Annotated in this window: 23 protein-coding genes and 1 tRNA gene; 20 read left to right on the top strand and 4 right to left on the bottom strand. The window is 40.2% G+C overall.

Annotated elements, in window-relative coordinates:
* The first annotated feature begins 9 nt into the window (after positions 1-9).
* Positions 10-1,395 carry a methylmalonyl-CoA mutase subunit beta gene (locus tag PP182_RS03365; RefSeq protein WP_272649909.1) on the top strand — a complete coding sequence of 462 codons (1,386 nt, stop codon included), beginning with the start codon at positions 10-12 and terminating at the stop codon, positions 1,393-1,395.
* Positions 1,388-3,544: a methylmalonyl-CoA mutase gene (gene scpA, locus PP182_RS03360; protein ID WP_272649908.1), complete on the top strand. Its 2,157-nt coding sequence runs from the start codon at positions 1,388-1,390 to the stop codon at positions 3,542-3,544. Before PP182_RS03365 ends, scpA begins: the two co-directional genes overlap by 8 nt.
* 57 nt (positions 3,545-3,601) lie before the next feature.
* Here scpA and PP182_RS03355 read toward each other — a convergent pair whose 3' ends face one another.
* The gene (locus PP182_RS03355; protein ID WP_272649907.1) at positions 3,602-4,843 is read right to left on the bottom strand and encodes an MFS transporter; all 1,242 of its coding nucleotides are present in this window, start codon (positions 4,841-4,843) and stop codon (positions 3,602-3,604) included.
* Positions 4,844-5,078: 235 nt separating this feature from the next.
* On the opposite strand from PP182_RS03355, the gene PP182_RS03350 reads away from it, so the two are divergent.
* The 6 genes from PP182_RS03350 (at position 5,079) to PP182_RS03325 (ending at position 9,936) form a co-directional block, all read left to right on the top strand.
* The gene (locus tag PP182_RS03350; RefSeq protein WP_272649906.1) at positions 5,079-5,645 is read left to right on the top strand and encodes a RidA family protein; all 567 of its coding nucleotides are present in this window, start codon (positions 5,079-5,081) and stop codon (positions 5,643-5,645) included.
* A 19-nt stretch (positions 5,646-5,664) separates the two neighbouring features.
* Positions 5,665-6,480, top strand: a complete 816-nt coding sequence (locus tag PP182_RS03345) for an alpha/beta hydrolase (RefSeq protein WP_272649905.1) — start codon at positions 5,665-5,667, stop codon at positions 6,478-6,480.
* 50 nt (positions 6,481-6,530) lie between these two features.
* Complete coding sequence (locus tag PP182_RS03340; RefSeq protein WP_272649904.1) at positions 6,531-7,403, top strand: SMP-30/gluconolactonase/LRE family protein; 873 nt, start codon at positions 6,531-6,533, stop codon at positions 7,401-7,403.
* An 84-nt stretch (positions 7,404-7,487) separates the two neighbouring features.
* Positions 7,488-8,333, top strand: a complete 846-nt coding sequence (locus PP182_RS03335; protein WP_272649903.1) for a fumarylacetoacetate hydrolase family protein — start codon at positions 7,488-7,490, stop codon at positions 8,331-8,333.
* 29 nt (positions 8,334-8,362) lie between these two features.
* On the top strand, positions 8,363-9,127 hold the full coding sequence (locus PP182_RS03330; RefSeq protein ID WP_272649989.1) for an SDR family NAD(P)-dependent oxidoreductase: 765 nt from the start codon (positions 8,363-8,365) through the stop codon (positions 9,125-9,127).
* Between the two features lie 2 nt (positions 9,128-9,129).
* Positions 9,130-9,936, top strand: a complete 807-nt coding sequence (locus PP182_RS03325; RefSeq protein WP_272649902.1) for an SDR family NAD(P)-dependent oxidoreductase — start codon at positions 9,130-9,132, stop codon at positions 9,934-9,936.
* 294 nt (positions 9,937-10,230) lie between these two features.
* On the opposite strand, the gene PP182_RS03320 is transcribed toward PP182_RS03325, so the two are convergent.
* The 3 genes from PP182_RS03320 to PP182_RS03310 form a co-directional block, all read right to left on the bottom strand.
* Positions 10,231-10,302, bottom strand: a tRNA-Arg gene (locus PP182_RS03320).
* Positions 10,303-10,321: 19 nt separating this feature from the next.
* Positions 10,322-10,606, bottom strand: coding sequence for a GIY-YIG nuclease family protein (locus PP182_RS03315; RefSeq protein WP_272649901.1), 285 nt, complete (start codon positions 10,604-10,606; stop codon positions 10,322-10,324).
* A 167-nt stretch (positions 10,607-10,773) separates the two neighbouring features.
* Entirely contained in the window at positions 10,774-11,484 is a 711-nt protein-coding gene (locus tag PP182_RS03310) for a hypothetical protein (protein WP_272649900.1), read from the bottom strand.
* A gap of 480 nt (positions 11,485-11,964) precedes the next feature.
* On the opposite strand from PP182_RS03310, the gene PP182_RS03305 reads away from it, so the two are divergent.
* The 12 genes from PP182_RS03305 to PP182_RS03250 all read left to right on the top strand — a co-directional run bounded on the left by PP182_RS03305 (position 11,965) and on the right by PP182_RS03250 (position 24,469).
* On the top strand, positions 11,965-13,413 hold the full coding sequence (locus tag PP182_RS03305; protein WP_272649899.1) for an arginine decarboxylase: 1,449 nt from the start codon (positions 11,965-11,967) through the stop codon (positions 13,411-13,413).
* Between the two features lie 20 nt (positions 13,414-13,433).
* Positions 13,434-14,372, top strand: coding sequence for an agmatinase (gene speB, locus PP182_RS03300; RefSeq protein WP_272649898.1), 939 nt, complete (start codon positions 13,434-13,436; stop codon positions 14,370-14,372).
* A complete protein-coding gene (locus tag PP182_RS03295) occupies positions 14,359-15,336 on the top strand; it encodes a deoxyhypusine synthase family protein (RefSeq protein ID WP_272649897.1) in 978 nt (325 codons plus the stop codon). Before speB ends, PP182_RS03295 begins: the two co-directional genes overlap by 14 nt.
* A 5-nt stretch (positions 15,337-15,341) precedes the next feature.
* Entirely contained in the window at positions 15,342-15,668 is a 327-nt protein-coding gene (locus PP182_RS03290; protein ID WP_272649896.1) for a hypothetical protein, read from the top strand.
* A gap of 130 nt (positions 15,669-15,798) precedes the next feature.
* Positions 15,799-17,325, top strand: coding sequence for a bifunctional GNAT family N-acetyltransferase/carbon-nitrogen hydrolase family protein (locus PP182_RS03285; RefSeq protein WP_272649895.1), 1,527 nt, complete (start codon positions 15,799-15,801; stop codon positions 17,323-17,325).
* 3 nt (positions 17,326-17,328) lie between these two features.
* On the top strand, positions 17,329-18,696 hold the full coding sequence (gene rimK / locus PP182_RS03280; protein ID WP_272649894.1) for a 30S ribosomal protein S6--L-glutamate ligase: 1,368 nt from the start codon (positions 17,329-17,331) through the stop codon (positions 18,694-18,696).
* A gap of 154 nt (positions 18,697-18,850) precedes the next feature.
* Positions 18,851-21,241: a glycoside hydrolase family 95 protein gene (locus tag PP182_RS03275; protein ID WP_272649893.1), complete on the top strand. Its 2,391-nt coding sequence runs from the start codon at positions 18,851-18,853 to the stop codon at positions 21,239-21,241.
* 239 nt (positions 21,242-21,480) lie between these two features.
* Positions 21,481-21,813, top strand: a complete 333-nt coding sequence (locus PP182_RS03270; RefSeq protein ID WP_272649892.1) for a hypothetical protein — start codon at positions 21,481-21,483, stop codon at positions 21,811-21,813.
* Positions 21,814-22,212: 399 nt separating this feature from the next.
* Positions 22,213-22,494 carry a hypothetical protein gene (locus PP182_RS03265; RefSeq protein WP_272649891.1) on the top strand — a complete coding sequence of 94 codons (282 nt, stop codon included), beginning with the start codon at positions 22,213-22,215 and terminating at the stop codon, positions 22,492-22,494.
* Between the two features lie 8 nt (positions 22,495-22,502).
* The gene (locus PP182_RS03260; RefSeq protein ID WP_272649890.1) at positions 22,503-23,021 is read left to right on the top strand and encodes a hypothetical protein; all 519 of its coding nucleotides are present in this window, start codon (positions 22,503-22,505) and stop codon (positions 23,019-23,021) included.
* Between the two features lie 86 nt (positions 23,022-23,107).
* The gene (locus PP182_RS03255; protein WP_272649889.1) at positions 23,108-23,653 is read left to right on the top strand and encodes an ASCH domain-containing protein; all 546 of its coding nucleotides are present in this window, start codon (positions 23,108-23,110) and stop codon (positions 23,651-23,653) included.
* A gap of 105 nt (positions 23,654-23,758) precedes the next feature.
* Complete coding sequence (locus tag PP182_RS03250) at positions 23,759-24,469, top strand: DoxX family protein (protein ID WP_272649888.1); 711 nt, start codon at positions 23,759-23,761, stop codon at positions 24,467-24,469.
* Positions 24,470-24,475 lie beyond the last annotated feature (6 nt).

The raw sequence follows: 24,475 nt of genomic DNA, 5'->3' as shown, positions 1-24,475 counted from the left end.
AATTAATTAATGTCAGAAAAAAAAGGCAAACTTCTTTTTGATGAATTTCCTCCTGTTTCTTCCAAGGCTTGGAAACAAAAGATTCAGTACGATTTAAAGGGATTGGACTACAATGAGAAACTGGTTTGGGAGTCCCGTGAGGGTATCCATGTAAAGCCTTTTTATCACAATGAAGATTTAGAAAATCTCACGCCTGTTGCCGGAGCAGTGGCCGATTGGCGGATAGGACAATCCATATTTGCCGGAAATTCAGAAAAGGCCAATAAAAGGGCTCATAATTTCTTAAATAAAGGGGTCGAAACGCTATATTTTATCGTCCCTAAAGAAGAAATCAATTTTGAAATTCTTTTGAAAGATATCGATTTGGAAGTTGTTCCAATTTCATTCCAATTCAATTTTTTACCCACAAATGACCTTTCGGCTCTAATCAAACTCGTTCAAGGTCGAAATTCAAATATTTATTTGAATATTGATATCATTGGGAATTTGGCACGGAATGGAAATTGGTATTATAACTTGAAGAAAGACCATCAATTACTCGAAGAATCTTTAAAATCCAATTTTAACCAAATAATATCTGTAGACACTACTTTGTACGAGAATGCTGGAGCGGATATCGTTCAACAATTGGGCTTTGGGTTGGGGCATGCCCATGAATACATAAATCATCTCAGTGAACGCGAAACACTTAGCAGGCTAAGGAATGTTACCTTTAAGGTAGCCTTGGGAGGAAATTATTTTTTTGAAATAGCGAAAATAAAGGCCCTTAGAATTCTTTGGAATTCATTAATGAAGGAATATGGATTAAAAATTGAGTGTCTAATAGTAGCCGAACCATCTCATAGGAACAAAACCCTTTACGATTATAACATGAATATGGTTCGCACATCGACAGAGTACATGTCGGGAATTCTAGGGGGCGCTAATGTTATACTAAACCAACCCTATGATACAATTTACCATAAGGACAATGATTTTTCTAGTCGTATCGCTTTAAATCAGTTATTGATCTTAAAGGAAGAAGCCTACTTTGATAAAGTCTCCAATGCGGCTGACGGTGCTTATTATATGGAATCTTTAACCCAACAAATGGCTGATAAGGCATTGGTTTTATTTAAGGATATTGAGAAAAAGGGTGGTTTCTTAAAGCTGTTGAAGAATCATACCATACAGAAAAAAATAAAAGAGTCTGCTGAGAGGCAACAGGAACAATTCAATCATGGTGATGAGGTACTGGTCGGTACCAACAACTACAAAAACCCATCGGATGTCATGAAGCATGAACTGGAATTATATCCATTTGTAAAAAATCGACCAAGAAAGACACTGATTGAACCCATTATTGAGTCTAGGTTAGCCGAAGTTTTGGAGCAAAAAAGATTGGAAGATGAGTAGAAAGGATTTACAACAAATGACGCTATATAATGATAAAAGCGGCCCTAGGTCGGCTCATAGCTCATCCGACTCTTTTTCCACCGCCGAAGGAATTTCCCTGAAAAAAGTGTATTCCCAAAAAGATATAGAGGAGCTGGAGCATTTGGATTTTGCAGCAGGAATACCTCCATTTTTAAGAGGACCCTATTCAACGATGTATGTTCAAAAACCTTGGACCATCAGACAGTACGCCGGATTTTCCACAGCAGAAGAAAGTAATGCTTTTTACAGAAGGAACTTGGAAGGCGGGCAAAAAGGGTTATCGGTAGCCTTTGACCTTCCTACTCACAGGGGATATGATAGTGACCATGAAAGGGTAGTGGGAGATGTTGGCAAGGCAGGAGTTGCCATTGATTCCGTAGAGGATATGAAAATTTTATTCGATGGGATTCCCTTGGATAAAATGTCCGTTTCCATGACCATGAACGGAGCGGTTTTGCCCATTATGGCATTTTATATCGTGGCGGCCGAGGAACAGGGAGTGTCCATGGAATCGTTGGCCGGTACCATTCAAAATGATATTCTCAAGGAGTTTATGGTGAGGAATACCTATATCTATCCACCTAATCCTTCCATGCAATTGGTGGCAGATATTTTCGAGTACACTAGTAAATACATGCCTAAATTCAATAGCATCAGTATTTCGGGATACCATATGCATGAAGCCGGTGCTCCGGCACAGATGGAACTTGCGTATACCTTGGCGGATGGTTTGGAATACATAAGGACTGGATTGTCAGCGGGTTTAAAAATTGATGATTTTGCACCTCGATTATCTTTCTTTTGGGGTATTGGTATGAACCACTTTATGGAAATCGCCAAGTTGAGAGCCGGAAGACTGTTATGGGCGAAAATGATAAAGGAGTTTGACCCTAAAAATCAAAAATCTCTCATGCTACGCACCCACTGCCAAACGAGTGGATGGAGTCTTACCGAACAGGATCCATTTAATAATGTGGCCAGAACGACGATAGAGGCCATGGCAGCTGTTTTTGGGGGAACGCAAAGCTTACATACCAATGCCTTAGATGAAGCCATTGCTTTACCCACTGATTTTTCTGCGAGGATAGCTCGGGAAACACAGTTATTTCTTCAAGAGGAAACCAAAATTACCAAAACTGTTGACCCTTGGGCAGGGAGCTATTATGTGGAGCGTCTTACCCATGAATTGGTTCAAAAGGCATGGACCCTAATGGAAGAGGTAGAAGACTTAGGGGGAATGACAAAAGCCATAGAGGCGGGAATACCTAAAATGAGAATTGAAGAAGCCGCAGCAAAAAAACAAGCGAGAATTGATAGCGGTAAAGATGTTTTGGTAGGGGTAAACAAGTATAGATTGGGCCAAGAGGACGACCTGTGTATCTTGGAAGTAGATAATGAGAAGGTAAGGAGACAACAGGTTCAACTACTGGAAAAAATTAAAGAAAGTAGGAATGAAGATCAGGTTCAAAAGAATCTAGCGCTTCTAACGAAAACTGCAAAGGACGCACTTACCAAAAATAATGAAAGGGATAATTTATTAGCTTTAGCGGTAGAAGCGGCAAAATCGAGAGCCACTTTAGGCGAAATTAGTAATGCACTGGAAATCGCCTTTGGGAGGCATACTGCAATAAACAATACCATAACGGGCGTGTATTCGAGAGAGATTAAAGAAGATGAAAGCTTCAAAAAAGCTAGGGAATTGGGGGATCAATTGGCCGATAAGGAAGGTCGAAGACCAAGAATAATGGTCGCTAAAATGGGACAGGATGGCCATGACCGTGGAGCCAAAGTCGTAGCCACTGCCTACGCTGATTTAGGTTTTGATGTGGATATAGGACCTTTGTTCCAGACACCCAAGGAAGTAGCAAAACAAGCCGTGGAAAACGATGTCCATATCCTGGGAATTTCCTCTCTAACCGCGGGTCACAAAACATTGGTTCCCTCGGTAATAGAAGAACTTAAAAACTATTCCCGGGAGGATATTCTTGTTGTTGTGGGTGGGGTGATTCCCAAACAGGATTACAATTTTCTTACCGAGAAAGGTGTTACAGCAATATATGGGCCTGGTACTAAAATTAGTGAGGCGGCCATTGAAATCTTGGAAATATTATTGAATAGATCTATGTAATCTAAAGTGAAAAAGGGACCCTATCTAGGGTCCCTTTTTTATATGTTTTTGTATTTCTTATGCAGTTGCTACCTGTTTAGATTTTTTACTTTTCATCCAGAAGTATAGCAAAGTAAAGAGAACGATTAAAATGATAGGGAACATCATCATGGTGCCTATGGTAGCTTGCCCTGCAACCAATTCCAGTTCATCTCCCATTAATCCTTGATCTGCGGCCATTTGTTGATCGGCATCAATCCATCCACCAATAATAGGTTGAAAAATGGAAGAAGAAAACATTCCCACAGCACCTACAATTGATAAACCCAATGCGCCACTTTTTGGTATTTTATCCGCGACAAATCCTAGCATGTTCGGCCAGAAATAAGCGATTCCTAAGGCAAAGAAAATGGCAGCGACATAGGCCATTGCACCTGTTTGTGAACTGAACAAATATAGTCCGACAGTGGCTAAAACCGCTGACCCCAATAATACTCCGGTCTGATCGAATTTTTTAACCATATCTCCTCCAAAATATCTAGCAATGGCCATTAATCCAGAAGTCAATGCCAAAACTAACATAGGGTGTGCTCCACTTTTGGCGAGAATCAATCCTACCCATTGGTTAGGACCAAATTCTGTAATAGCGGTCAAGGCCATACAAATAATCATGAAAATAAAGAGTGGTGAAATCATGGCCTTCAGATTGCCTGTAAGCGTTGCGGCCTCTTCTACCTTGGCTTTGGGCCAGGTCTGACCGTAAAACATATATGCGTAAATAACAGCAGGTATCAATAACAACCATACCTGACTTTGTCCTAGAATTTCCATATTTGTCATTAATCCGGAAAGCAAACTTCCAATAGCAATACCACCAGGAAACCACATGTGAAACCTATTCAGCATTTTACTCATACGAGTTCCTTGGTAAGCATCTGCAATCATTGGATTACAAGCCGCTTCGGTACAACCGTTTCCTAATCCGATAAGTAAGTTGGCAATTAAAAGCAAACCATAGCTGCCTGAGAAAATAAGTAGCAGTATACCAATGGTATGTGCGAAAAAGGCGAACTGCATAATGTTTTTTCCTCCTACCTTATGATAGATAAGTCCACCGATAACCATTGAAATGGGAAAACCCAAAAACCACATGGAAGAAATTAGCCCGGCTTCACCGGCAGTTAATTCCAATTCTGTTTTTAATTGATCTAAAATACCCGCTGCGATTGCAAAAGAAAACGCCGTGGTAATCAAGGCGAAACAACTGGCGTAGAACAGTCTGTTCGCATTTACGTTTGAAGTTGCTGTAGAACTCGTCATATTTGTTGGTTTTGTTAATATGTTTTTTGGTTAGCACGCTAAGCTAATAAAAATGCGATAATTTCCCTTCTTTTTTAAGAAAATCATAGTTTAACTGTTTAAAATTGCATGATTAATAGGTTTTACCAAGGTCGGATTGAATTTTAATTGAATGTAAATCAGGAGATATAGGTATTTGTAAAGTAAAATGTTAAAGATTACCTTGGTTCAATATTCACGCAATTTATCCTAGTTTATGAAAAAACTGATTCCTGTATTTTTTCTTTTGGTCATAACCGGTTGCCAAACCAAGGTTTCGGAAAGTGAAACAAATGAGAAAAGTGGACCGCCAGTAAACTATAACCCCGAAGCAAAACTGGAACAATTGGGCATTACTTTAAGACCTATTGGAAAACCAGTTGCAAATTATGTGCATGCCGTACGAACAGGAAACTTACTTTTTCTTGCCGGGAAAGGACCTAAACAAGCTAGTGGTGAAAATGTAGTGGGGAAACTAGGTTCTGATTTGTCGGTAGAGGAAGGCTACAATGCGGCTAGGGAAGCCGGTATTAATCAGCTGTCGGTTTTAAAGGAAGAGTTAGGAGATTTAAGTAAGATGAAAAGAATTGTGAAAGTAAAGGGCATGGTCAATGCTATTCCAGAATTTACCGATCATTCAAAAGTCATTAATGGCTATTCCGACCTTATGGTCGAAGTTTTTGGTGACCATGGAAAACATTCCAGAGCTGCAGTGGGCATGGGTTCCCTTCCTGGAAATATGGCGGTGGAAGTTGAAATGGTCGTGGAAGTTTGGGAGAATTAATTTTATAAGCATAAAATATATGAGAAGGTTTTACCTATTGTTCTTGCTTTTAGTTCCAATGGTTTTTGTTAAGGCACAGGGCGAACAATATGAACTAGTAGAAAACATTAACTACTATGATACTCTAGTTGAGTCCCAAGAGAACTATCAAAAAGAAAGATGTAAATTGGATGTGTATTACCCTAAAGATATGACTAAAGTCCCTGTAGTCGTTTGGTTTCACGGTGGTGGTTTGGAAGGTGGTGAAAAACACATTCCGGAGGGATTGAAAGAAAAAGGAGTATTGGTAGTAACGGTTAATTATCGCTTGCATCCAAAGGTGAAACATCCTGTTTATATAGAGGATGCGGCGGCGGCAGTGGCATGGACTTTTAAAAATATTGACAAATATAATGGCGATAAAAATAAGATTTTCGTAACGGGGCATTCCGCCGGGGGTTATTTGGCAAGCATGGTTGGGATGGATAAGAATTACCTTTCCAAATACAATATTGATGCCAATCAAATTGCTGGACTTATCCCCTTTAGTGGCCATACCATTACCCATTTTACCATAAGGAAGGAAAGAGGTATTCCAGGTACACAGGCCGTTATTGATAAGTACGCTCCCTTATACCATGTTAGAAAGGATGCTCCTCCTATGTTGTTGATTACGGGAAATAGGGAAATGGAAATGTTAGGAAGATATGAAGAAACGGCATATTTCTATAGAATGATGAAAGTAGTTGGCCACCTCGATGTCGAATTGATGGAATTGGATGGTTATGGTCATAATATGGTATATCCAGCTATACCTTTGTTGTTGAATTTTGTTAAAGAAAAATCACAGGAATAGCTGTGCTCATGCTTCTGGTTATTCCAGAACTTGTGAAAGACATGTAAATTATGGAAGTAGAAGTTGTACATGGTCATCAATGTGAATTGGGGGAAGGACCGGTATGGGATTCAAAAAATAACGCAATTTGTTGGGTGGATATTTTAAATGGGGAAATCCACGAGTATTCCCCGAGAAAAAAGAAGCACAAGATGTATCCAGTCAAAAAAATGGTCGGCTGTATCGCTTTGTGCGATGACAATAATTTCATTTTGGCTTCTACATCGGGTATCGGGTTTTTGGATAGGGAAAACGGAAAAATAGAATATGTGGATAATCCAGAAAGTCATTTACCTGAAAATAGGTTTAACGATGGTAAATGTGATCCTGCCGGTAGATTATGGGTAGGTAGCATGTCTTTGTCCGAAGCTTCGAATACAGGATCGGTTTATCTATTTGAGAACAATCAAAGTACCTTAAAGATTGAAAAAACTACCATTTCTAACGGAATGGCCTGGAGTGCCGACCACAAAACCTTTTATTTTATAGACACACCGACCCAGACTGTTGTAGGATATGACTTTGAAATAGTTACTGGTGCTATAGGCAATAAGAGGGTAATATTGGAAACGGAAGAAAAAGAGGGTTATCCCGATGGAATGACCATTGATTCAGAAGGGATGCTTTGGATTGCCCATTGGGGTGGATGGCAGGTGACCCGTTGGAATCCAAATACAGGTGAATTATTAAAACGTATAAAATTGCCAGTTGCCAAGATTACTTCTTGTACGTTTGGTGGTAAAGACTTAAAGGATTTGTATATAACATCGGCCAAAGTAGATTTGACAGATGAGCAAAAAAAGAAGCAGCCTCTGGCAGGTTCTTTGTTCGTAATTAAAAATTGTGGCTACCAGGGAATTTCTGCAAATGAATTCATTAAATGATTATGAATTAAATTGGAATGCAATAAGCATCTTTGGTATTTACCAAAATAGAACTTTAACTTATAAAATCAATAAACGAAACAGATGAAACTTATACGATTTGGCAAGGTTGGTGAAGAAAAGCCAGGCATACTAGATGATAATGGGAAAAGAAAGGATTTATCCAGCGATTTCGAAGATTGGAATCATTCCTTTTTTCAAAATGAAGGACTGGATAAGCTTAGGCAATTGGATTTCTCACAATTTCCGGAAGTTGATGCCAACGAGCGTTTAGGTTCTTGTGTTCCCCGTCCGGGTAAAGTAATTTGCATTGGACTTAATTACTCAGATCACGCCGCAGAATCGGGGATGGCCATACCGGAAGAACCCATAATTTTTCAAAAAGGGGCCAATACCGTAGTTGGTCCAAACGACCATATTCTTATTCCCAGAAATAGTGAAAAAACGGATTGGGAAGTGGAGTTGGGTATCGTTATCGGAAAAGACGCTAGATATCTTAATTCCACGGAAGAAGCCAAGGATTACATTGCGGGGTATTGTATTTCGCATGATGTATCCGAAAGAGCCTTTCAATTGGAAAAGGGGGGGCAGTGGACCAAGGGAAAGTCCTGCGATAATTTTAACCCTCTCGGACCATTTTTAGCTACTTCGGACGAAATTAGGAATATCCATAATTTAAAGATGAAGCTTTGGGTCAACGGAGTCGAGGTTCAAAATGGCAATACGAATACCATGATATTCGATTGCTACTTCGTTGTTCACTATCTATCACAGTTTATGACTTTGGAGGCCGGGGATGTAATATCCACAGGTACACCACCAGGAGTCGGATTGGGGATGAAACCGCCGCAGTATTTAAAATCCGGTGATCATGTGGTCTTGGAAATTGAGCAGTTGGGGCGTCAAGAACAAATCTGTGTCAATGCCTGATTATATATTGGTTTAATTAAATGAATATGATGTTCGATTTAAAAAATAAAGTAGCTGTCGTTACTGGGTCAGGGAGCGGTATAGGTCAAGCCATAGCTATAGCATTGGGCAAACAAGGTGCTGTAATTCATATTTTGGAACTAAATAAAGAAGCTGCACAAAGCACCTTGGCAATTATACAGGAGTATGGTGGAGAAGCCCATGTTCATTCTTGTGACGTAAGTAATCAAAGTTCGGTTGTAACCACATTCAATGCTATCGAGAAGATTGATATTTTAATAAATAATGCAGGTATAGCCCATATAGGTACTGCAGAGAATACTACCGAGGCCGATTTTGATAAAATTTATCAAATCAATGTCAAAGGGGTTTATAATTGTTTGCACGCGGTAATTCCGTTGATGAAAAAAAATGGGGGCGGTACCATTTTGAATATGGCAAGTGTTGCAGCATCGTTAGGCTTACAAGATCGATTTGCCTATTCTATGTCCAAAGCCGCCGTATTGAATATGACATTAACAGTTGCCAAAGACTTTATCAAAGATAAAATTACCTGTAATTCCATCTCTCCCGCGCGTGTCCACACGCCTTTTGTGGATGGTTACCTTGCCAAAAATTTTCCGGATAATCAGGAGGAAATGTTCGAAAAATTGTCCAAGACCCAACCCATCGGAAGAATGGCCAGACCAGAAGAAATTGCGACCCTGGCGCTGTATTTATGTAGTGATGAAGCGCGCTTTATAACAGGTACGGATTATCCCATTGATGGTGGTTTTATAAAATTAAATACATAAGAATGAGGTTGGACAAGAAAATTGCCTTGGTAACAGGAGCGGGAAAAGGTATTGGCAAGGAAATCGCAGAAGGGTTTGCTGTGGAAGGTGCGATTGTTATCATAAATGATTTGCCCGGAACGTCCTATGCACAGGAGGTTGTGGATGCAATAAAAGAAAAAGGTGGAAAAGCGGAGTTATATGCAACGGATGTTTCTAATGTAGAGAACATTCGCAAAATGTTCGCCTATATTCAACAGGAATATGGTCAATTGGATGTATTGGTAAACAATGCTGGAATCACGGGTTGGAGTGATTTCTTTAATACCGACGAAGTACTTTTTGATAAAGTAATAGGTTTAAATATCAAGGGGACTTTATTTTGTGCCATTGAGGCGGCAAGGATGATGAAAGAAAATGGAAAGGGCGGTAGTATTATAAATATCTCTTCCATTTGTTCCGTATTGAGTGTGAAGAATTTAATCTGTTATTCTACGAGTAAAGGCGGTATCGAGGCCATGTCCAAACAAATGGCCGTTGAACTTGCCCCTTATAATATTCGGGTAAATACCTTTGGACCGGGACCCATAAATACGGAGCGTAATCTATCGGAGGATCCGGATTATAAACAAAATTGGGGAAGCGTTATACCTATGAAGCGTACTGGGGAACCAGAGGAAATGATAGGACCTGCAATTTTTCTGGCTTCCGATGAATCTAGTTACGTTACTGGTCAGTTGTTCTATGTAGATGGGGGATGGAGCGTTCAAGGGAAATTTGCAGCGGAAAGTATGGATAGCCAATTACAAAATAGTGGGGGAAAGGGTTAATGATTTTTGACTAGGATATTCTGGGTATTTGAAAATGTGTAAATCCTACCTTTTTGTCACCTCGAGCGCAGTCGAGAGGTCTTTATTTATAGGCAATATTTGGCTTTTGTTGTTATTTTTTGATATCTTAATAATCCTCGGCAAGAGATAACTTCATTGTTCTTTTGTGTCTCAAGCTGAAAATACATAAAGATGCTATCCCCTTAGAAATCACATAAAAAAAGGACTGGCAGGCCGTCCTTTTTTTTATAGTCGATTAATAACGCCTTCGGCGTATCTGTATGTATTTATTTGTAGCCTCGGCAAGAATCGAACTTGCATCTAAAGTTTAGGAAACTTCTATTCTATCCATTGAACTACGAGGCCATTTTTTGGTATTTTCAAATCAAGAAAACCTTTTGATAAGCGTTTTACCCATTTCAGGGTGTTTTACAAGGTTTTTAATATATTGCCTGCTTTTCATTTTCTTAATATGGTTTTCAATTTTACCGGCAATCAACGCATTATCGACAGGCAAAGTAAAAAAATATTGCCAAGGTATTTTTCTTCTTGTTACACCTGTATTCAATTCTACGTTATTGTGAAATATCAAACGAGTTTCCAAATTAGAAGTCTTGCCAATGTAAAATGACTTATCCATAAAAGATTGTATGATATACACATAATGCATCTTTTCCTTGGTATTGCTTATAAAATCGATTCAAAATTTACAAGAACATTTCTACTATTGACCGGTAAACTTCCCCCGATAGCTATCGGGGCTATCCATTGAACTACGAGGCCAAATAGACTGGCAAAAATAAGGTTTTTTGTCAATTTTCCGTAAAAGTGATTCAATCAATTTCTTTTGGCCCAAATTTCATACATTGGTTCGCCTTTACTGTTCTTGCCCGTATGGTGCCAATCGTCCCCCTTAATTTCATAATTGAATTTTAAACTGGCTCCGACCCTGTCATTATCTCGCGAGAAAAACTCAATGTTCTCGGTGTAAACACGATCCTCAGCGGTAAAGCTACCACCGCCTGTTCCGGAAAAACGCATCGTTTCTGTTTGATAGGCTATCCATTGAAAGCGACCGTCCAACAAAAACTTTAAAGTTTTTCTCGGATTTTCCTCCCCTCGGCGATCTTGGCCCGTATCTGGGCCGCGAGTGGCAAATAACCACTGACCGTCCAAGGCCTGATTCTGCGCTTCCCTTTTGTCAAAAACCATCTCCTGATCCAGTTTCAGGTTTAAACGTTCACCGGCCAAGGTATAGGGGATTTCCAAATTTTTTATCCTGTCTTGTTCATAGGCCGAATTGAATTCCAAAGATACCCTTAGCTTATTATCATCCACAGAAAAGAAACCTCCTACGGCTTTTATAAATTCGGCAGGGTCAGTTTTATAAACGGTATGCGTTAGGTAACCTTGGTCAATTTTGAGCTCATGACGCGTATTTTCATCCTCGGAAAAGTATACTCCTGAAGGAATTTGGGCATTTACAATGGGCAAAAAGAATACAAAGGCTAAAAAATGGAACGTTTTTAAGATTCTATACGGTTTCATGGATTTTTTTTATTTAAAATAGTGAGATTAATATACTGAATATAAATAGTTTGTGCGATTTTATAAATGAAAATAAGGATTCCTTTAATCTTTTTTTGGTCGTTAACCGTATTTTGAATGAAAACGATAGTTTTTTCATTTTTTTTGTTTTCATTTGTGCCTTTAAAAGGAGTGTTAAACCCCTTTAAGGCCTAAGGCTTTTAGCTGAACAGCATGCAATTTGTTTCTATGTTCGGACTTTTGGGAAGTAGGAAGTCAAACCCAAAAGTAGCTTATAAGATAAGCAGCCGAATTTTAAAGCTAACTTCTGCTTTTAATACCTCGATCGTGCAAAGTCAGCACATCTATTTCTTCATTCCTACTACTCAGGAACAAATTATTATTTGATTAGGAAAATACATCATGTTTTCTTAACATGATATGAGCACATCTTATCCAATTATATAATGTATTTTAATAATCTAAACTCAAAATTCTTAAATGAATACTAAATATATTGATCTAATTGATCAGACCTATTTTTTTCCACAAGAGGAGTTTACCCTCGATGGGGACCATTTAAAATTCCATAATATTCCATTGAACGATTTGGTTGCGGAATATGGAACCCCTTTAAAATTTACGTATTTACCTAAAATATCGGAAAATATTGCTAGGGCAAAGAACTGGTTCGCCAATGCCATTGAAAAGAACGCGTATAAAGGAAAGTATCACTATTGCTACTGTACCAAAAGTTCCCATTTTCAGCATGTATTGCATGAAGCCTTAAAGAACGATATCCATATTGAAACCTCTTCTGCGTTCGATATTAATATCGTGGAACAATTAAAAAGGGATGGAAAATTAAAGAATGAGGCCTTTGTAATCTGTAACGGATTCAAACGTGAACAGTATATTGAGAATATAGCTAGGCTTATCAACGGGGGGCATAACAATTGCATTCCTATTATAGACAATTATGAGGAAATCGATTTGTTGTCGGAAAGTATAAATGACACCTTTAAGGTGGGAATTCGTATTGCCTCGGAAGAAGAGCCCAAGTTCGAATTCTATACCTCAAGGTTGGGTATCGGTTACAAAAACATAGTCCCATTTTATGAAAATCAAATCAAGGACAACGACAAGGTTGAATTGAAGATGCTGCATTTTTTTATCAATACCGGTATTCGCGATAATGCTTATTACTGGAACGAATTGGTAAAGTGTCTTAAAGTTTATGTGCGCCTTAAAAAAATGTGCCCTTCGTTGGACAGCCTAAACATCGGAGGCGGTTTTCCTATAAAGAATTCGTTGGCCTTTGAGTATGATTACCAGTATATGGTCGATGAAATTCTAAATCAAATTAATATTGCCTGTGCGGAAGCGGAGGTTCCTGTTCCCAATATTTTTACGGAATTCGGGAGTTTTACCGTAGGGGAGAGCGGCGGTGCCATCTATGAAATTTTGTACCAGAAACAGCAAAATGATCGCGAAAAATGGAACATGATCGATTCCTCTTTCATTACCACCTTACCGGATACATGGGCCATTAACAAACGGTTTATCATGCTGCCCATCAATCGTTGGAACGAGGAATATGAAAGAGTGCTCCTAGGAGGTCTAACTTGCGATAGTGATGATTACTATAACAGTGAACAGAACATGAACGCGATTTATCTTCCCAAGTATAAAAAGGACAAACCCTTATATATCGGCTTTTTTAATACGGGGGCCTATCAAGAAACTATAGGTGGTTATGGTGGTCTACAACATTGTTTAATACCCCAGCCCAAACATATTCTAATAGAAAAGGATAAAAAGGGGAATTTAGTGACCACATTATTTAGCCCACAGCAAAAGGCAGAAGACCTTTTGGGAATTTTAGGTTACGAACAACCCCATCCTAAAAAGGAAAAATCCCATAAAAAAGAAAAACAACTATCTAATTAATTTGTTCAAATTTTATAACAATGAGTACGTCAAAGAATTACGCAGGTATCCCTGATAAATTCGCACAATTGGAAACCGCTAAGGTTATTTTAATACCGGTGCCGTTCGACGGTACCAGTACTTGGGGTAAAGGTGCCGATAAGGGACCCAAGGCCTTTTTGGAAGCTTCTGAAAACATGGAGCTTTATGATATTGAGACCGAAACCGAGGTCTACGAGCAAGGGATATACTTGGCGGACGCTATTGAAGGTCATAGCACTCCCGATGCCATGGTCAAGGATGTCTATAGTGTTACTAAGGACTATATAAAGCGGAACAAGTTCGTGACGCTATTTGGAGGGGAACATTCCGTTTCCATAGGAACGATCCGAGCCTTTAACGAGTGTTTTGATGACCTAACCGTTTTACACATCGATGCACATGCGGATTTACGGGAAACGTATGATGGCACCAAATACAATCATGCCTGTGCCGTACATGAGGCCAGCCAAACCACCAATTTGGTTCAGGTGGGTATTCGTTCCATGGACGCCATAGAAAAAACGTTCATGGATGAGGAAAAAACCTTTTTCGCCCATGAAATGGTAACCGATGAGTATTGGATTGACAAGGTTTTGGAAGCCATGACCGAAAATGTCTTCATCACTTTTGATTTGGATGTTTTGGATCCTTCCATTATGCCTTCTACGGGCACGCCGGAACCAGGTGGGTTACTATGGTACGAGACGCTGGACTTTCTAAAGCAGGTTTTTGAGGAAAAGAACGTAGTAGGTTTTGATATCGTTGAGCTATGCCCCAATCCTTCCGATAAGTCGTCGGATTTCTTGGCCGCCAAATTATATTATAAAATGTTGAGCTATAAGTTTATGGGTCAAGAGGTGGATGAAGAATACGATAACACCTTTGATGTAGATTATAAATCGAATACTAGTTTAAAATTTAATGATGACGAAGAATAAGGGAGCAATCTCCAATTTTATTGAAAAATACTATTTACACTTTAATGCCGCAGCCTTGGTAGATGCCGCCAAGGGGTATGAAGAGCAACTGAACAAAGGTGCCAAGATGTTGGTTTCTTTGGCTGGAGCTATGAGTACCGCGGAATTGGGTAAAATATTCGCGGAGATGATCCGTCAGGATAAAGTACATATCATTTCCTGTACAGGAGCCAACTTGGAAGAGGATATCATGAATTTGGTGGCACACTCCCATTACAAACGTGTACCTAACTATCGGGATTTGACACCAAAAGAGGAGTGGGATTTGTTGGAAAAAGGCTTAAACCGGGTTACCGATACCTGTATTCCAGAGGAAGAAGCCTTCCGCCGATTGCAAAAGCATATTTTCAAAATATGGAAAGATGCCGATAATCAGGGAGAACGATACCTACCGCACGAGTTCATGTATAAAATGTTGCTTTCGGGTGCCTTGGAAGAATATTATGAAATCGATTTAAAGGATTCTTGGATGTATGCCGCGGCGGAGAAAAACCTCCCCATCATCTGTCCGGGTTGGGAAGATAGTACCATGGGAAATATATTCGCTTCCTATGTTATGAAAGGGGAGTTAAAGGCAAGTACTATGAAGTCAGGTATCGAATACATGACTTTTTTGGCCGATTGGTATACTGATAATTCCGAAAATGGAATCGGATTTTTCCAAATTGGTGGTGGTATCGCAGGGGATTTTCCTATCTGTGTAGTACCTATGTTATATCAGGATATGGAGCGCACGGATACGCCTTTCTGGAGCTATTTCTGCCAAATCAGTGATAGTACCACAAGCTACGGTTCCTACTCCGGTGCCGTTCCCAACGAAAAGATCACTTGGGGAAAATTGGATATCGATACCCCTAAATTTATTATAGAAAGTGATGCGACCATTGTTGCTCCTTTAATTTTTGCTTATCTTTTGGACTTATAATTATTATGGACAAGAACGCACATTTAAAAAGAGTCATTGTAGATTTTAAGAAGTTGACCCCCGAGGTGTTGAAACTTTTAGTGGAGCGATATCCAGATGGGTATGATGATCGTAACATCATTACCTTTAAAAATGCTCAAGGGGAACGTATTGAAGCTGTGGAAGTACTTACGGAGGACACCAAGTATCTGGTAAAGATCAGTGCCAAGCTGGAGTACACCATGGAAAACTATGTTGAGGATGACTACGAAGATTTTGAAGACGACGACCCGGATGCAATCATGGAGCCTGATCCAAAGGACATGGTCGATGGGGAAGAAGAGGAGGATTAACTACGGAGAACCGTCTCAAAAAATAAATCAATCAAGTACATACAGAGTATCGGGTTTGGGCGCGTATGCCCCGAACCCCTATTTTTTTATGCAAAATATCATTTAAAAAATCTGCATCGTTAAGAATACTATGAAAGTAGAAGATATTGAAAATATAGAGCTGGAGTACCTTAGTCTTACCGATTATAAGGAGCTGAAAGTCGCTATGGTTTCTTCCTATCTGAATATGCACGATGCTTTTTGGACGGAGAAGGAAATCGGTCGGCTGATCAATAAATTTCCGGAAGGGCAGGTGGTTATCAAAATCAACGGTAAGTTGGCAGGTTGCGCCCTTTCCATAATCGTCGACTATGCCAAGTTTGAGAACAACCACACCTATAAAAAGGTTACGGGTAACTATACGTTTAACACCCATACGGATGAAGGCGATGTCCTCTACGGTATCGATGTATTTATAGTTCCCGGTTATCGAGGAATGCGTTTAGGACGAAGGTTGTACGATTACCGAAAGGAATTATGCGAAAAACTGAACCTGAAGAGTATCGTGTTCGGGGGAAGAATGCCCAATTACCATAGATACGCTGAAGAACTCACTCCCAAACAATATATAGAACAGGTACGAAGGAAGGAAATCGAAGATCCGGTCCTTAATTTTCAGATCAGTAACGATTTTCACCCGTCCAAGGTGATGAAGGGTTATTTGGAAGGCGATCAGGATTCCAACGATTTTGCCATTCTCATGGAGTGGGATAATATTTATTATCAAAAACCGTCGTATACCGCCGCTACTACAAAAACGGTGATTCGTTTGGGATTGATTCAATGGCAAATGCGTCCCTACAAGGATATCGAGGAGCTTTTGCAGCAAGCGGAGTATTTTATCGATGCCGTATCGGGGTATCGGTCGGATTTTGCCTTATTTCCAGAGTTTTTCAACGCCCCGTTAATGGCAGGTAACAATCACATGAGCACCTCAGATGCCATTCGGGAATTGGCGAAACATACCGAAGTCTTGGTACAGAAATTTTCGGAATTCTCTATCACCTACAATATCAATATTATTGCGGGGAGTATGCCCGAAGTAATTGACGGTCGATTGTACAATGTGGGTTATCTGTGCCGAAGGGACGGAACCTTGGAGCGTTATGAAAAGCTGCATGTTACCCCGGACGAAGCCAAAGTTTGGGGCTTACAAGGAGGTACTAAGATACAGGCATTTGATACCGATTGTGGGAAAATTGGGGTATTAATTTGTTACGATGTAGAATTCCCTGAACTTCCCCGCTTATTGGCGGAAGAAGGGGTGGATATTCTCTTTGTGCCCTTTCTTACAGATACCCAGAACGGATATTCACGGGTACGCAATTGCGCCCAGGCCCGTGCCATTGAAAACGAATGCTATGTGGCCATCGCGGGCAGCGTAGGAAACTTGCCCAATGTACAGAATATGGACATCCAATTTGCCCAAAGTATGGTATTTACTCCGTGTGATTTCTCCTTTCCTACTAACGGAATCAAGGCAGAGGCGACACCCAATACGGAGATGATACTTATTGCAAACGTGGATATAGGCCTGCTAAGGGAACTCAACCAGTTTGGGGCGGTACGAAATTTAAAGGACCGTAGAACGGATATTTTTGAACTGAGAAAAAAATAAGATTTGGAAGATTTAAAGATTATAGGAAGTGAAGAATGGTGTGTATTTAAAAGCTTGGGTGTCCCGGCCATAAAGGCTAGGGTAGATTCCGGGGCCAAAACCTCATCCATTCAAGCGACCAGCTTAAAAGTAATTACTAAAAACAATCAGGAATGGGTAAAATTTGAGGTTACGCCCCTACAGGAAAACCGTAGTATTACCATTCCTTGTGAGGCCCGTTTGGTAGATCGTAGAATGGTAAAAAGTTCCAGCGGTATTTCCGAGGAGCGTTTGGTGGTCAAGACCCCGGTTACCTTAGGCGAGGATACTTTTGATATTGAACTTACCTTGGCCAATAGGGATACTATGGAGTTTCGAATGCTCTTGGGTAGGGAAGCCTTGACCGACCGTTATATCGTGAACCCTGCCGTGAACAATCAAATACAGGAGTTCACAGAAGACGAGATTAGTGCTAGGTACAAACCCTACTTTAAGGAAAAGACCGGACTTAAAATTGGGTTACTGGCCAGTAATCCAAAGCTATACAGCAACATGCGTTTAATGGAAGCTGCGGAGGCCCGAGGGCATGAAATTGTGTTCTTGAACGTGGAACAGGCCTATATGAAATTGGATGCCCATTCTCCTGAAATACGGTACCGTGGCGGAAATATATTAAAGGATTTTGATGCCGTGATTCCCCGAATAAAACCGGCGGTAACCTTTTATGGCTGCGCGGTGATCAGGCAGTTTAATAATTTGGGGGTGTATTGCCAAAATTCGGCGGAATCCATTACCCAATCGCGCGATAAACTTTTTGCGTCACAACTGTTTTCCAAAAACGATATTCATATTCCCATTACCGGTTTTGCCAAGTCGCCCATGGATACCAAGGATTTGATCAAGATGGTCAACGGGGCACCCTTGATCATTAAATTATTGGAAAGTACCCAAGGAAAAGGTGTGGTATTGGCGGAGACCAATAAAGCTGCGGAGAGTGTGATCAATGCCTTTAAGAGTGTAAATACCAATATCTTGGTCCAGGAGTTCATTAAGGAGGCCAATGGGCAGGATATTCGTTGTTTTGTAGTAAACGGCAAGGTGGTTGCCAGTATGCAGCGCCAAGCCGAAAAAGGCGAATTCAGGGCCAATATTCACCAAGGCGGAAAGGCATCGATGATAAAGATTACCCAAGAGGAAAAGAAACTGGCCTTAAAAGCTTCCAAAGCCTTGAATTTGGCCGTAGCAGGAGTAGATATCATCCGCTCCAATAAAGGGCCATTGTTATTGGAGGTAAACTCTTCACCGGGTCTGGAAGGGATAGAAAATGCGACCGGTAAAGACATCGCCAATGAAATGATCCGGGCCATTGAACGCAAGCTGAAGTTCAGCTAAGCATGTAAAACGCAAATATTTTATAAAAGCCGCTGCCAATTTGGTGGTGGCTTTTCCATATAATGGAAGTTCCAGATATCCCTAAGGTCGCTTGATGCTATTTTTTAACTTTATCTTTATCCAGTACACCAAAGTTTGGCATTAATATCAACCAATGAAAAAAATACTGTTCATTTGTATCATCTGTTGTTGGATTCCTTCAAAACTATCCGCCCAGGCGGATAAAATCTTGTGGTATGACAAACCTGCCCAATATTTTGAGGAAACCTTGGTATTGGGCAATGGGACCATGGGTGCGGCCCTATTCGGCGGGATTGCCAAAGAAAAAATATACCTAAACGAGGCCACTTTATGGTCGGGCGAACCGGTTGCACCCAATCCGAATCCGGATGCATACAAAGCCGTTGCCGAAATACGCAAGGCGCTGGTTGAAGAAAATTATCAATTGGCCGATTCCCTGCAGAGCACACTCCAAGGCCCCTATTCCCAATCCTATATGCCTTTGGGTACTTTGGAAATTGATTTTGGGCATTCCGGGGAATCGACGGAGTATTATCGGGAACTGGATCTTGGCAGGGCCATGGCCAAAACGACCTATACAAATAATGGTGTTCATTTTACGCGGGAGTATTTTGTTTCCCATCCGGACCGGATTATGGTCATTCGGTTGACATCGGACCAAAAGAAGGCCATCAATTGTAGTCTTGGTTTTCAAAGTTTACTCCAGTTTAAGACCGAAATCGAAGGGGATAAATTGATGGTCAATGGATATGCGCCCTACAACGTAGAACCCAACTATATCAACGACAAACCGGAACCGGTACAGTTCGATGAAAATCGGGGAACTCGGTTCACTTCCTTATTTCAAATACAAAGTAGTGACGGGGAAGTAACTACGACCGATTCAAAACTGACTCTCTCCAATGCCACCGAAGCGGTAATCTATATTTCGATTGCGACCAGTTTCAATGGTTTTGACAAAAACCCAGTAACGGAAGGCCGGAATAACGAAGCCCTTGCCAAAGAGCGCTTGGAAAAGGCCATGGAAAAACCCTATGACACGTTACAAAAGAACCATTTGACCGACTATGGCGAATTGTTCGATCGGGTGGAATTGACCCTTGAAGCATCCGAGAAAGCAACGTTGCCCACCGATCAACGTTTGTTGCAATATACCGATGGGGCAGAGGATAAAAGTTTGGAGGAACTGTATTTTAATTTTGGTCGGTATCTGTTGATTTCCTCGTCCAGAACTCCTGGTGTTCCAGCCAACCTGCAAGGGATATGGAATCCATACATGAGACCGCCGTGGAGCAGTAACTACACGGTAAATATCAATGTGGAGGAAAATTATTGGATGGCGGAAACCGCCAATCTCTCCGAATTGCATCAACCTTTATTAGGATTTATTGGCAACGTGGCGATAACGGGTAGGGAAACGGCAAAAACCTATTATGATACAGAGGGTTGGGTCGTGGGTCACAATTCGGACATTTGGGCCATGAGCAATCCTGTGGGCGAAAACGCTGGAGGTCCTACTTGGGCCAATTGGAACATGGGCGGGGTTTGGCTGTCTACCCATCTTTGGGAGCATTATGCCTTTACCCAGGATAAAAATTATTTGGCCCAAAAAGCCTACCCTTTAATGAAAGGTGCCGTTGATTTTTGCCTGGATTGGTTGGTCAAGGACCAACAGGGCAATTATATTACCTCACCTAGCACATCGCCCGAGAATATCTTTATTACTCCGGATGGCTATCATGGGGCAACCTTGTACGGTGCTACTTCAGATTTGGCCATGATCAGGGAACTTTTTGAGGACTTTATTAAGGCCTCCGAAATTTTGGATCGAGATACCGAATTCAGGGAAAGGGTAAAGACCGTCCATGAACAACTATACCCGTATCAAATCGGGAAAAAAGGGAACCTTCAGGAATGGTATTACGATTGGGAAGATGAGGACCCAAAACATCGGCATCAGTCGCATCTTTTTGGGCTGTATCCCGGGCACCATATCACGATGGAGGAAACCCCGGAATTGGCCCAGGCGAGCCGAACCACGTTGGAAATAAAGGGAGACGATACTACGGGATGGTCCAAAGGATGGCGTATCAATCTTTGGGCCCGTTTATGGGACGGCAACCGTGCTTATAAAATGTATCGAGAGTTGCTCAACTATGTAGATCCGGATGACATGAAGGGTTCGCGTAGGGGCGGGGGCACCTATCCCAACCTGTTGGATGCCCACCCGCCATTTCAGATAGATGGCAACTTTGGGGGTTCTGCAGCGGTCATTGAAATGTTGATGCAATCCCGGGACGATACAATTTTCCTTTTGCCCGCGTTGCCCGATACCTGGGAATCCGGCTCCATAACAGGTATCAAGGCCAGGGGAGGGTATGAGGTGGCGCTGGAATGGGAAAATACCCAATTAAAAAAAACGGTGATTACCGCAACGGTAGCCGGAAACCCTACAATTATCTACGACGGCAAACAAAAGGAAATCACCTTACAACAAGGACAGACCGTAGAAGTAGATTGGTAGGGATTTAGGAAGGTTTTTTGGTTGATGCACTTTGGTATGCCCAACGTGTTCTCACTGTCGCTTTGAGCAGCTTGTCCTGAGCGAAGTCAAAGGGCAGGCGAGGCCTAAAAACTCTGTATACCCAAAACTTTATTTCCACCAATCAATAATTTGTAGGATTTTTAAGTCACTTCCCCTAAAATAGACAATAGGTGTACTAGTACGCATATATTTTTGTTATCCATTATGTAGATCAAATCATGAGAAAAATTTTAGATAAATGGTATTTGAGTGTTTTTATTATACCAATCATCTTAACTTATCTGACTAATTACTTTGAACTTCCAATCATCTTTCAGAATTGGAAAAATTCAATAATTACTTCTCTTGTAATCTTGTTGGGGATTTTGGTTTATGAAATTATAACCTTAACGAAGAGAGTAAAAGAACTAGAAGAAAAACCTAAAAAATCAGACAAAAAAATTATAAAGGAGCTTTTAAACACATTAAATATTGATAAATTTCATGAAGATATTGTAAGACAAGATGCTTGGAATGGTTATCAAAGAGAAGATATTTACAGAATTCTTTAATTTCAAGAAAAAGCAAAACTAATCGGTTACAAAACTTCAAATAAAGAAGTAAATAATTTACTTAGTAAATTCATACTGGCTCTTGAAGAATTTACAGATTACAGTTCAAAACGTGTTTATGGGAGAGGAGATTGGCTAATTCCTCTTAAAGACAATCCTGACATTTATTCACGCGAAGAAATTAAAAAGGAAACGGAACAAATGAACAGTTTGACAAAAATTGCTTTTGCAGAACTTATAAAATTGATGGAATACTTAAAGAAAAAGGAATATGTTTAAAAAACACTATGCTGTTTAAACGATTTATAAGTGAAATTTTTAATAAAAGATTGCCACATTTAAACCCATAACACAATTAGATGAAACGTTTTAAAATCATAATGAAGATAAGATCAAAATATGTCTAGTAATTTATATTTAGTATGTTACGATTTGAATTCTCCAGGTCAAGATTACTCTGAATTATATGAGGAAATCAAATCTTATGGTTATTGGTGGCACCATTTGGATTCTACTTGGATTATAAAATCACCTAAATCTGCAAAGGAAATTAGAAATCACTTAAAAGAGTTTATTGATTCAAATGATGAATTATTGATTGTAAAATTTGGAGAATCTTGGGCTGGAAAGGGATTTAGTAAAAGGGGATTTGACTGGCTTCATAATAATGCTTACGAATAAAAAATATTATGGAAATAAATTTTGAATCAATATCTTTTACAGTGGCTATTGCATCTATAATATTAGCAATAGTATCTCTAGTTTTTTCAATACTATTTTATAGGTGGTCAGACAAATCTAATAAGCAAACTTTTGAGCTCTCAAAAGGAATTGAAAACAACACAAGGAAAATAGAAGGGCTATTTGACAGATTTTATTCTGACACATTTGGATTGATGAAAAGCAACTATGAGGCTATGCAGTCAAGCATTTTTAAAACATCTTTAAGTTCTGGTGATTCATCACAGACTCAAGAGGAACAAACAGAAACCATCATAATCTCTTTAATAACTAAAACTAAAGTCTTAACACGCGAGACTGTATGTCATTTTATGGACAATCTTTATCCACAGAAAAAGCTTTCACATAATGAAATAAATACGATTATAGATAAACTTGCGCAAGACCGAAAAGTCTTTATAAATCAAAATATGATTTCTTTGTCTAGAAAGGAAAGTGATTCTGAAAGTGATGAAGGCGAAAATTAAAATAAGTTGACTTACAAAGAACTGAGTTAAAAAACAAGTCTTTTTATTTCAATACACCACTTGGTTAAATGGTCAATTATTAAAAAATGAAACACCTCCCTTTTATCTTACTACTCCTTTTGGCAAGCTGCAAAAGCGAGCCCAAAGCGGAAGCCCCCAAGGAAACCGAAATTGACCCTACGGTATACGCCATGTGGGAGGACTATGGCCAAGCCCATCCAGAAGTAAAAAGCGAAGGGATGCCAGAATCCTGGTTTTTTCACGATAATCAAAAAGACGCCGATCGGTTGGCACAACTGGTTATAAACAGGAAAAAGAGGGCGTCATCCGGGCTTTACAAGTGGTATGAGGATGCAGGGGCGGATTTGCCTGGTGTAGGCACCAAAAGCATCATCACCAATTTTGACGGTACGGCACAGGCCATTATTGAGATTGTGCAAGTAGACACCGTTCCCTTTAAACAAATTTCAGAAGCTTACGCTGCTATGGACATGGGAACGGAGGAGGAACCTCTTCCAAAATGGAAAAAGGCGCATCAGGTATTTTTTGAAAGTACCTTCGAGGATGGCCCAGAAACTTTTTCTGAGGATATGCTCGTGGTTTGTGAGACTTTTAAGACCATTTGGCCATAGCACGTTAAACAATTTTCTTAAAAAAGGTTCAGCTATGTTGTATTCATTACTACGCACATAACTATTTTTTGTTTCAGTAACTTAGGGACGAAAACCAAGTAACCCATGTTGGCACAATTTGAAGCCTTTTATGTCACGATAAAACAAAACCGCTGGTATTGGCTGTTTTCCCTTTTTTGCAGGGTCAGTTTGGCCTTTGCCTTTTTGGTGGCGGGTTGGGTAAAGATCATTGGGGAACGTTTTGCCAGTGGCCTAGCTGTAATGCACCCTATGGGAGCCTATTTGGAAGCCCTGCACCTAACAGGCTATTATTATACATTCATTGGAGTTGCCCAAATCCTTGCCGCAATTCTATTGCTTATTCCCAGAACGGTGACCTTAGGAGCCCTATTATACTTCCCTATTATCGTGAATATTTGGTTGCTCTCCTATGCCGTTCGCTTTGAGGGGTCGTATGTGACCTCCCCACTCATGGTGTTGGCCTGTCTTTTTTTATTGGTATGGAACTATGATCGAGTGCGTTATGTGTTGCCTCTAAACCACTTTTCGGACTTGGGGATTGTTCGCAAGCCGGAAAAATACAGTTGGAAGTTTCCATACCTGTTCGCCGGTTTTGTACTCTTGACCCTAGTGGCTACCGTTGCCTATGCTGAGTTTGGCCATGAAGTCATGCCCAGGAATTCGCTTAAGGATTGTAAAAAACAATTTGCGGATGCACCCAACCAAGAAGCGGGATATCAGTTCTGTGAATGCATCCATACCCAGGGAAATCCTTTGGATGCTTGTTTGGAAAGCTATGAAAAAGCGGTGAAATAAACCAAT

This window comes from Maribacter sp. PR1, assembly GCF_028464145.1.
Lineage (GTDB): Bacteria > Bacteroidota > Bacteroidia > Flavobacteriales > Flavobacteriaceae > Maribacter.
This window is presented reverse-complemented; position numbering and strand designations above follow the sequence as displayed.

Bases quoted from the DNA above. Each gene is read 5' to 3' on its own strand.
- PP182_RS03365 (WP_272649909.1), top strand. From the start codon at position 10: ATGTCAGAAAAAAAAGGCAAACTTCTTTTTGATGAATTTCCTCCTGTT.
- scpA (WP_272649908.1), top strand. From the start codon at position 1,388: ATGAGTAGAAAGGATTTACAACAAATGACGCTATATAATGATAAAAGC.
- PP182_RS03355 (WP_272649907.1), bottom strand. From the start codon at position 4,843: ATGACGAGTTCTACAGCAACTTCAAACGTAAATGCGAACAGACTGTTC.
- PP182_RS03350 (WP_272649906.1), top strand. From the start codon at position 5,079: ATGAAAAAACTGATTCCTGTATTTTTTCTTTTGGTCATAACCGGTTGC.
- PP182_RS03345 (WP_272649905.1), top strand. From the start codon at position 5,665: ATGAGAAGGTTTTACCTATTGTTCTTGCTTTTAGTTCCAATGGTTTTT.
- PP182_RS03340 (WP_272649904.1), top strand. From the start codon at position 6,531: ATGGAAGTAGAAGTTGTACATGGTCATCAATGTGAATTGGGGGAAGGA.
- PP182_RS03335 (WP_272649903.1), top strand. From the start codon at position 7,488: ATGAAACTTATACGATTTGGCAAGGTTGGTGAAGAAAAGCCAGGCATA.
- PP182_RS03330 (WP_272649989.1), top strand. From the start codon at position 8,363: ATGTTCGATTTAAAAAATAAAGTAGCTGTCGTTACTGGGTCAGGGAGC.
- PP182_RS03325 (WP_272649902.1), top strand. From the start codon at position 9,130: ATGAGGTTGGACAAGAAAATTGCCTTGGTAACAGGAGCGGGAAAAGGT.
- PP182_RS03315 (WP_272649901.1), bottom strand. From the start codon at position 10,606: ATGCATTATGTGTATATCATACAATCTTTTATGGATAAGTCATTTTAC.
- PP182_RS03310 (WP_272649900.1), bottom strand. From the start codon at position 11,484: ATGAAACCGTATAGAATCTTAAAAACGTTCCATTTTTTAGCCTTTGTA.
- PP182_RS03305 (WP_272649899.1), top strand. From the start codon at position 11,965: ATGAATACTAAATATATTGATCTAATTGATCAGACCTATTTTTTTCCA.
- speB (WP_272649898.1), top strand. From the start codon at position 13,434: ATGAGTACGTCAAAGAATTACGCAGGTATCCCTGATAAATTCGCACAA.
- PP182_RS03295 (WP_272649897.1), top strand. From the start codon at position 14,359: ATGACGAAGAATAAGGGAGCAATCTCCAATTTTATTGAAAAATACTAT.
- PP182_RS03290 (WP_272649896.1), top strand. From the start codon at position 15,342: ATGGACAAGAACGCACATTTAAAAAGAGTCATTGTAGATTTTAAGAAG.
- PP182_RS03285 (WP_272649895.1), top strand. From the start codon at position 15,799: ATGAAAGTAGAAGATATTGAAAATATAGAGCTGGAGTACCTTAGTCTT.
- PP182_RS03275 (WP_272649893.1), top strand. From the start codon at position 18,851: ATGAAAAAAATACTGTTCATTTGTATCATCTGTTGTTGGATTCCTTCA.
- PP182_RS03270 (WP_272649892.1), top strand. From the start codon at position 21,481: ATGAGAAAAATTTTAGATAAATGGTATTTGAGTGTTTTTATTATACCA.
- PP182_RS03265 (WP_272649891.1), top strand. From the start codon at position 22,213: ATGTCTAGTAATTTATATTTAGTATGTTACGATTTGAATTCTCCAGGT.
- PP182_RS03260 (WP_272649890.1), top strand. From the start codon at position 22,503: ATGGAAATAAATTTTGAATCAATATCTTTTACAGTGGCTATTGCATCT.
- PP182_RS03255 (WP_272649889.1), top strand. From the start codon at position 23,108: ATGAAACACCTCCCTTTTATCTTACTACTCCTTTTGGCAAGCTGCAAA.
- PP182_RS03250 (WP_272649888.1), top strand. From the start codon at position 23,759: ATGTTGGCACAATTTGAAGCCTTTTATGTCACGATAAAACAAAACCGC.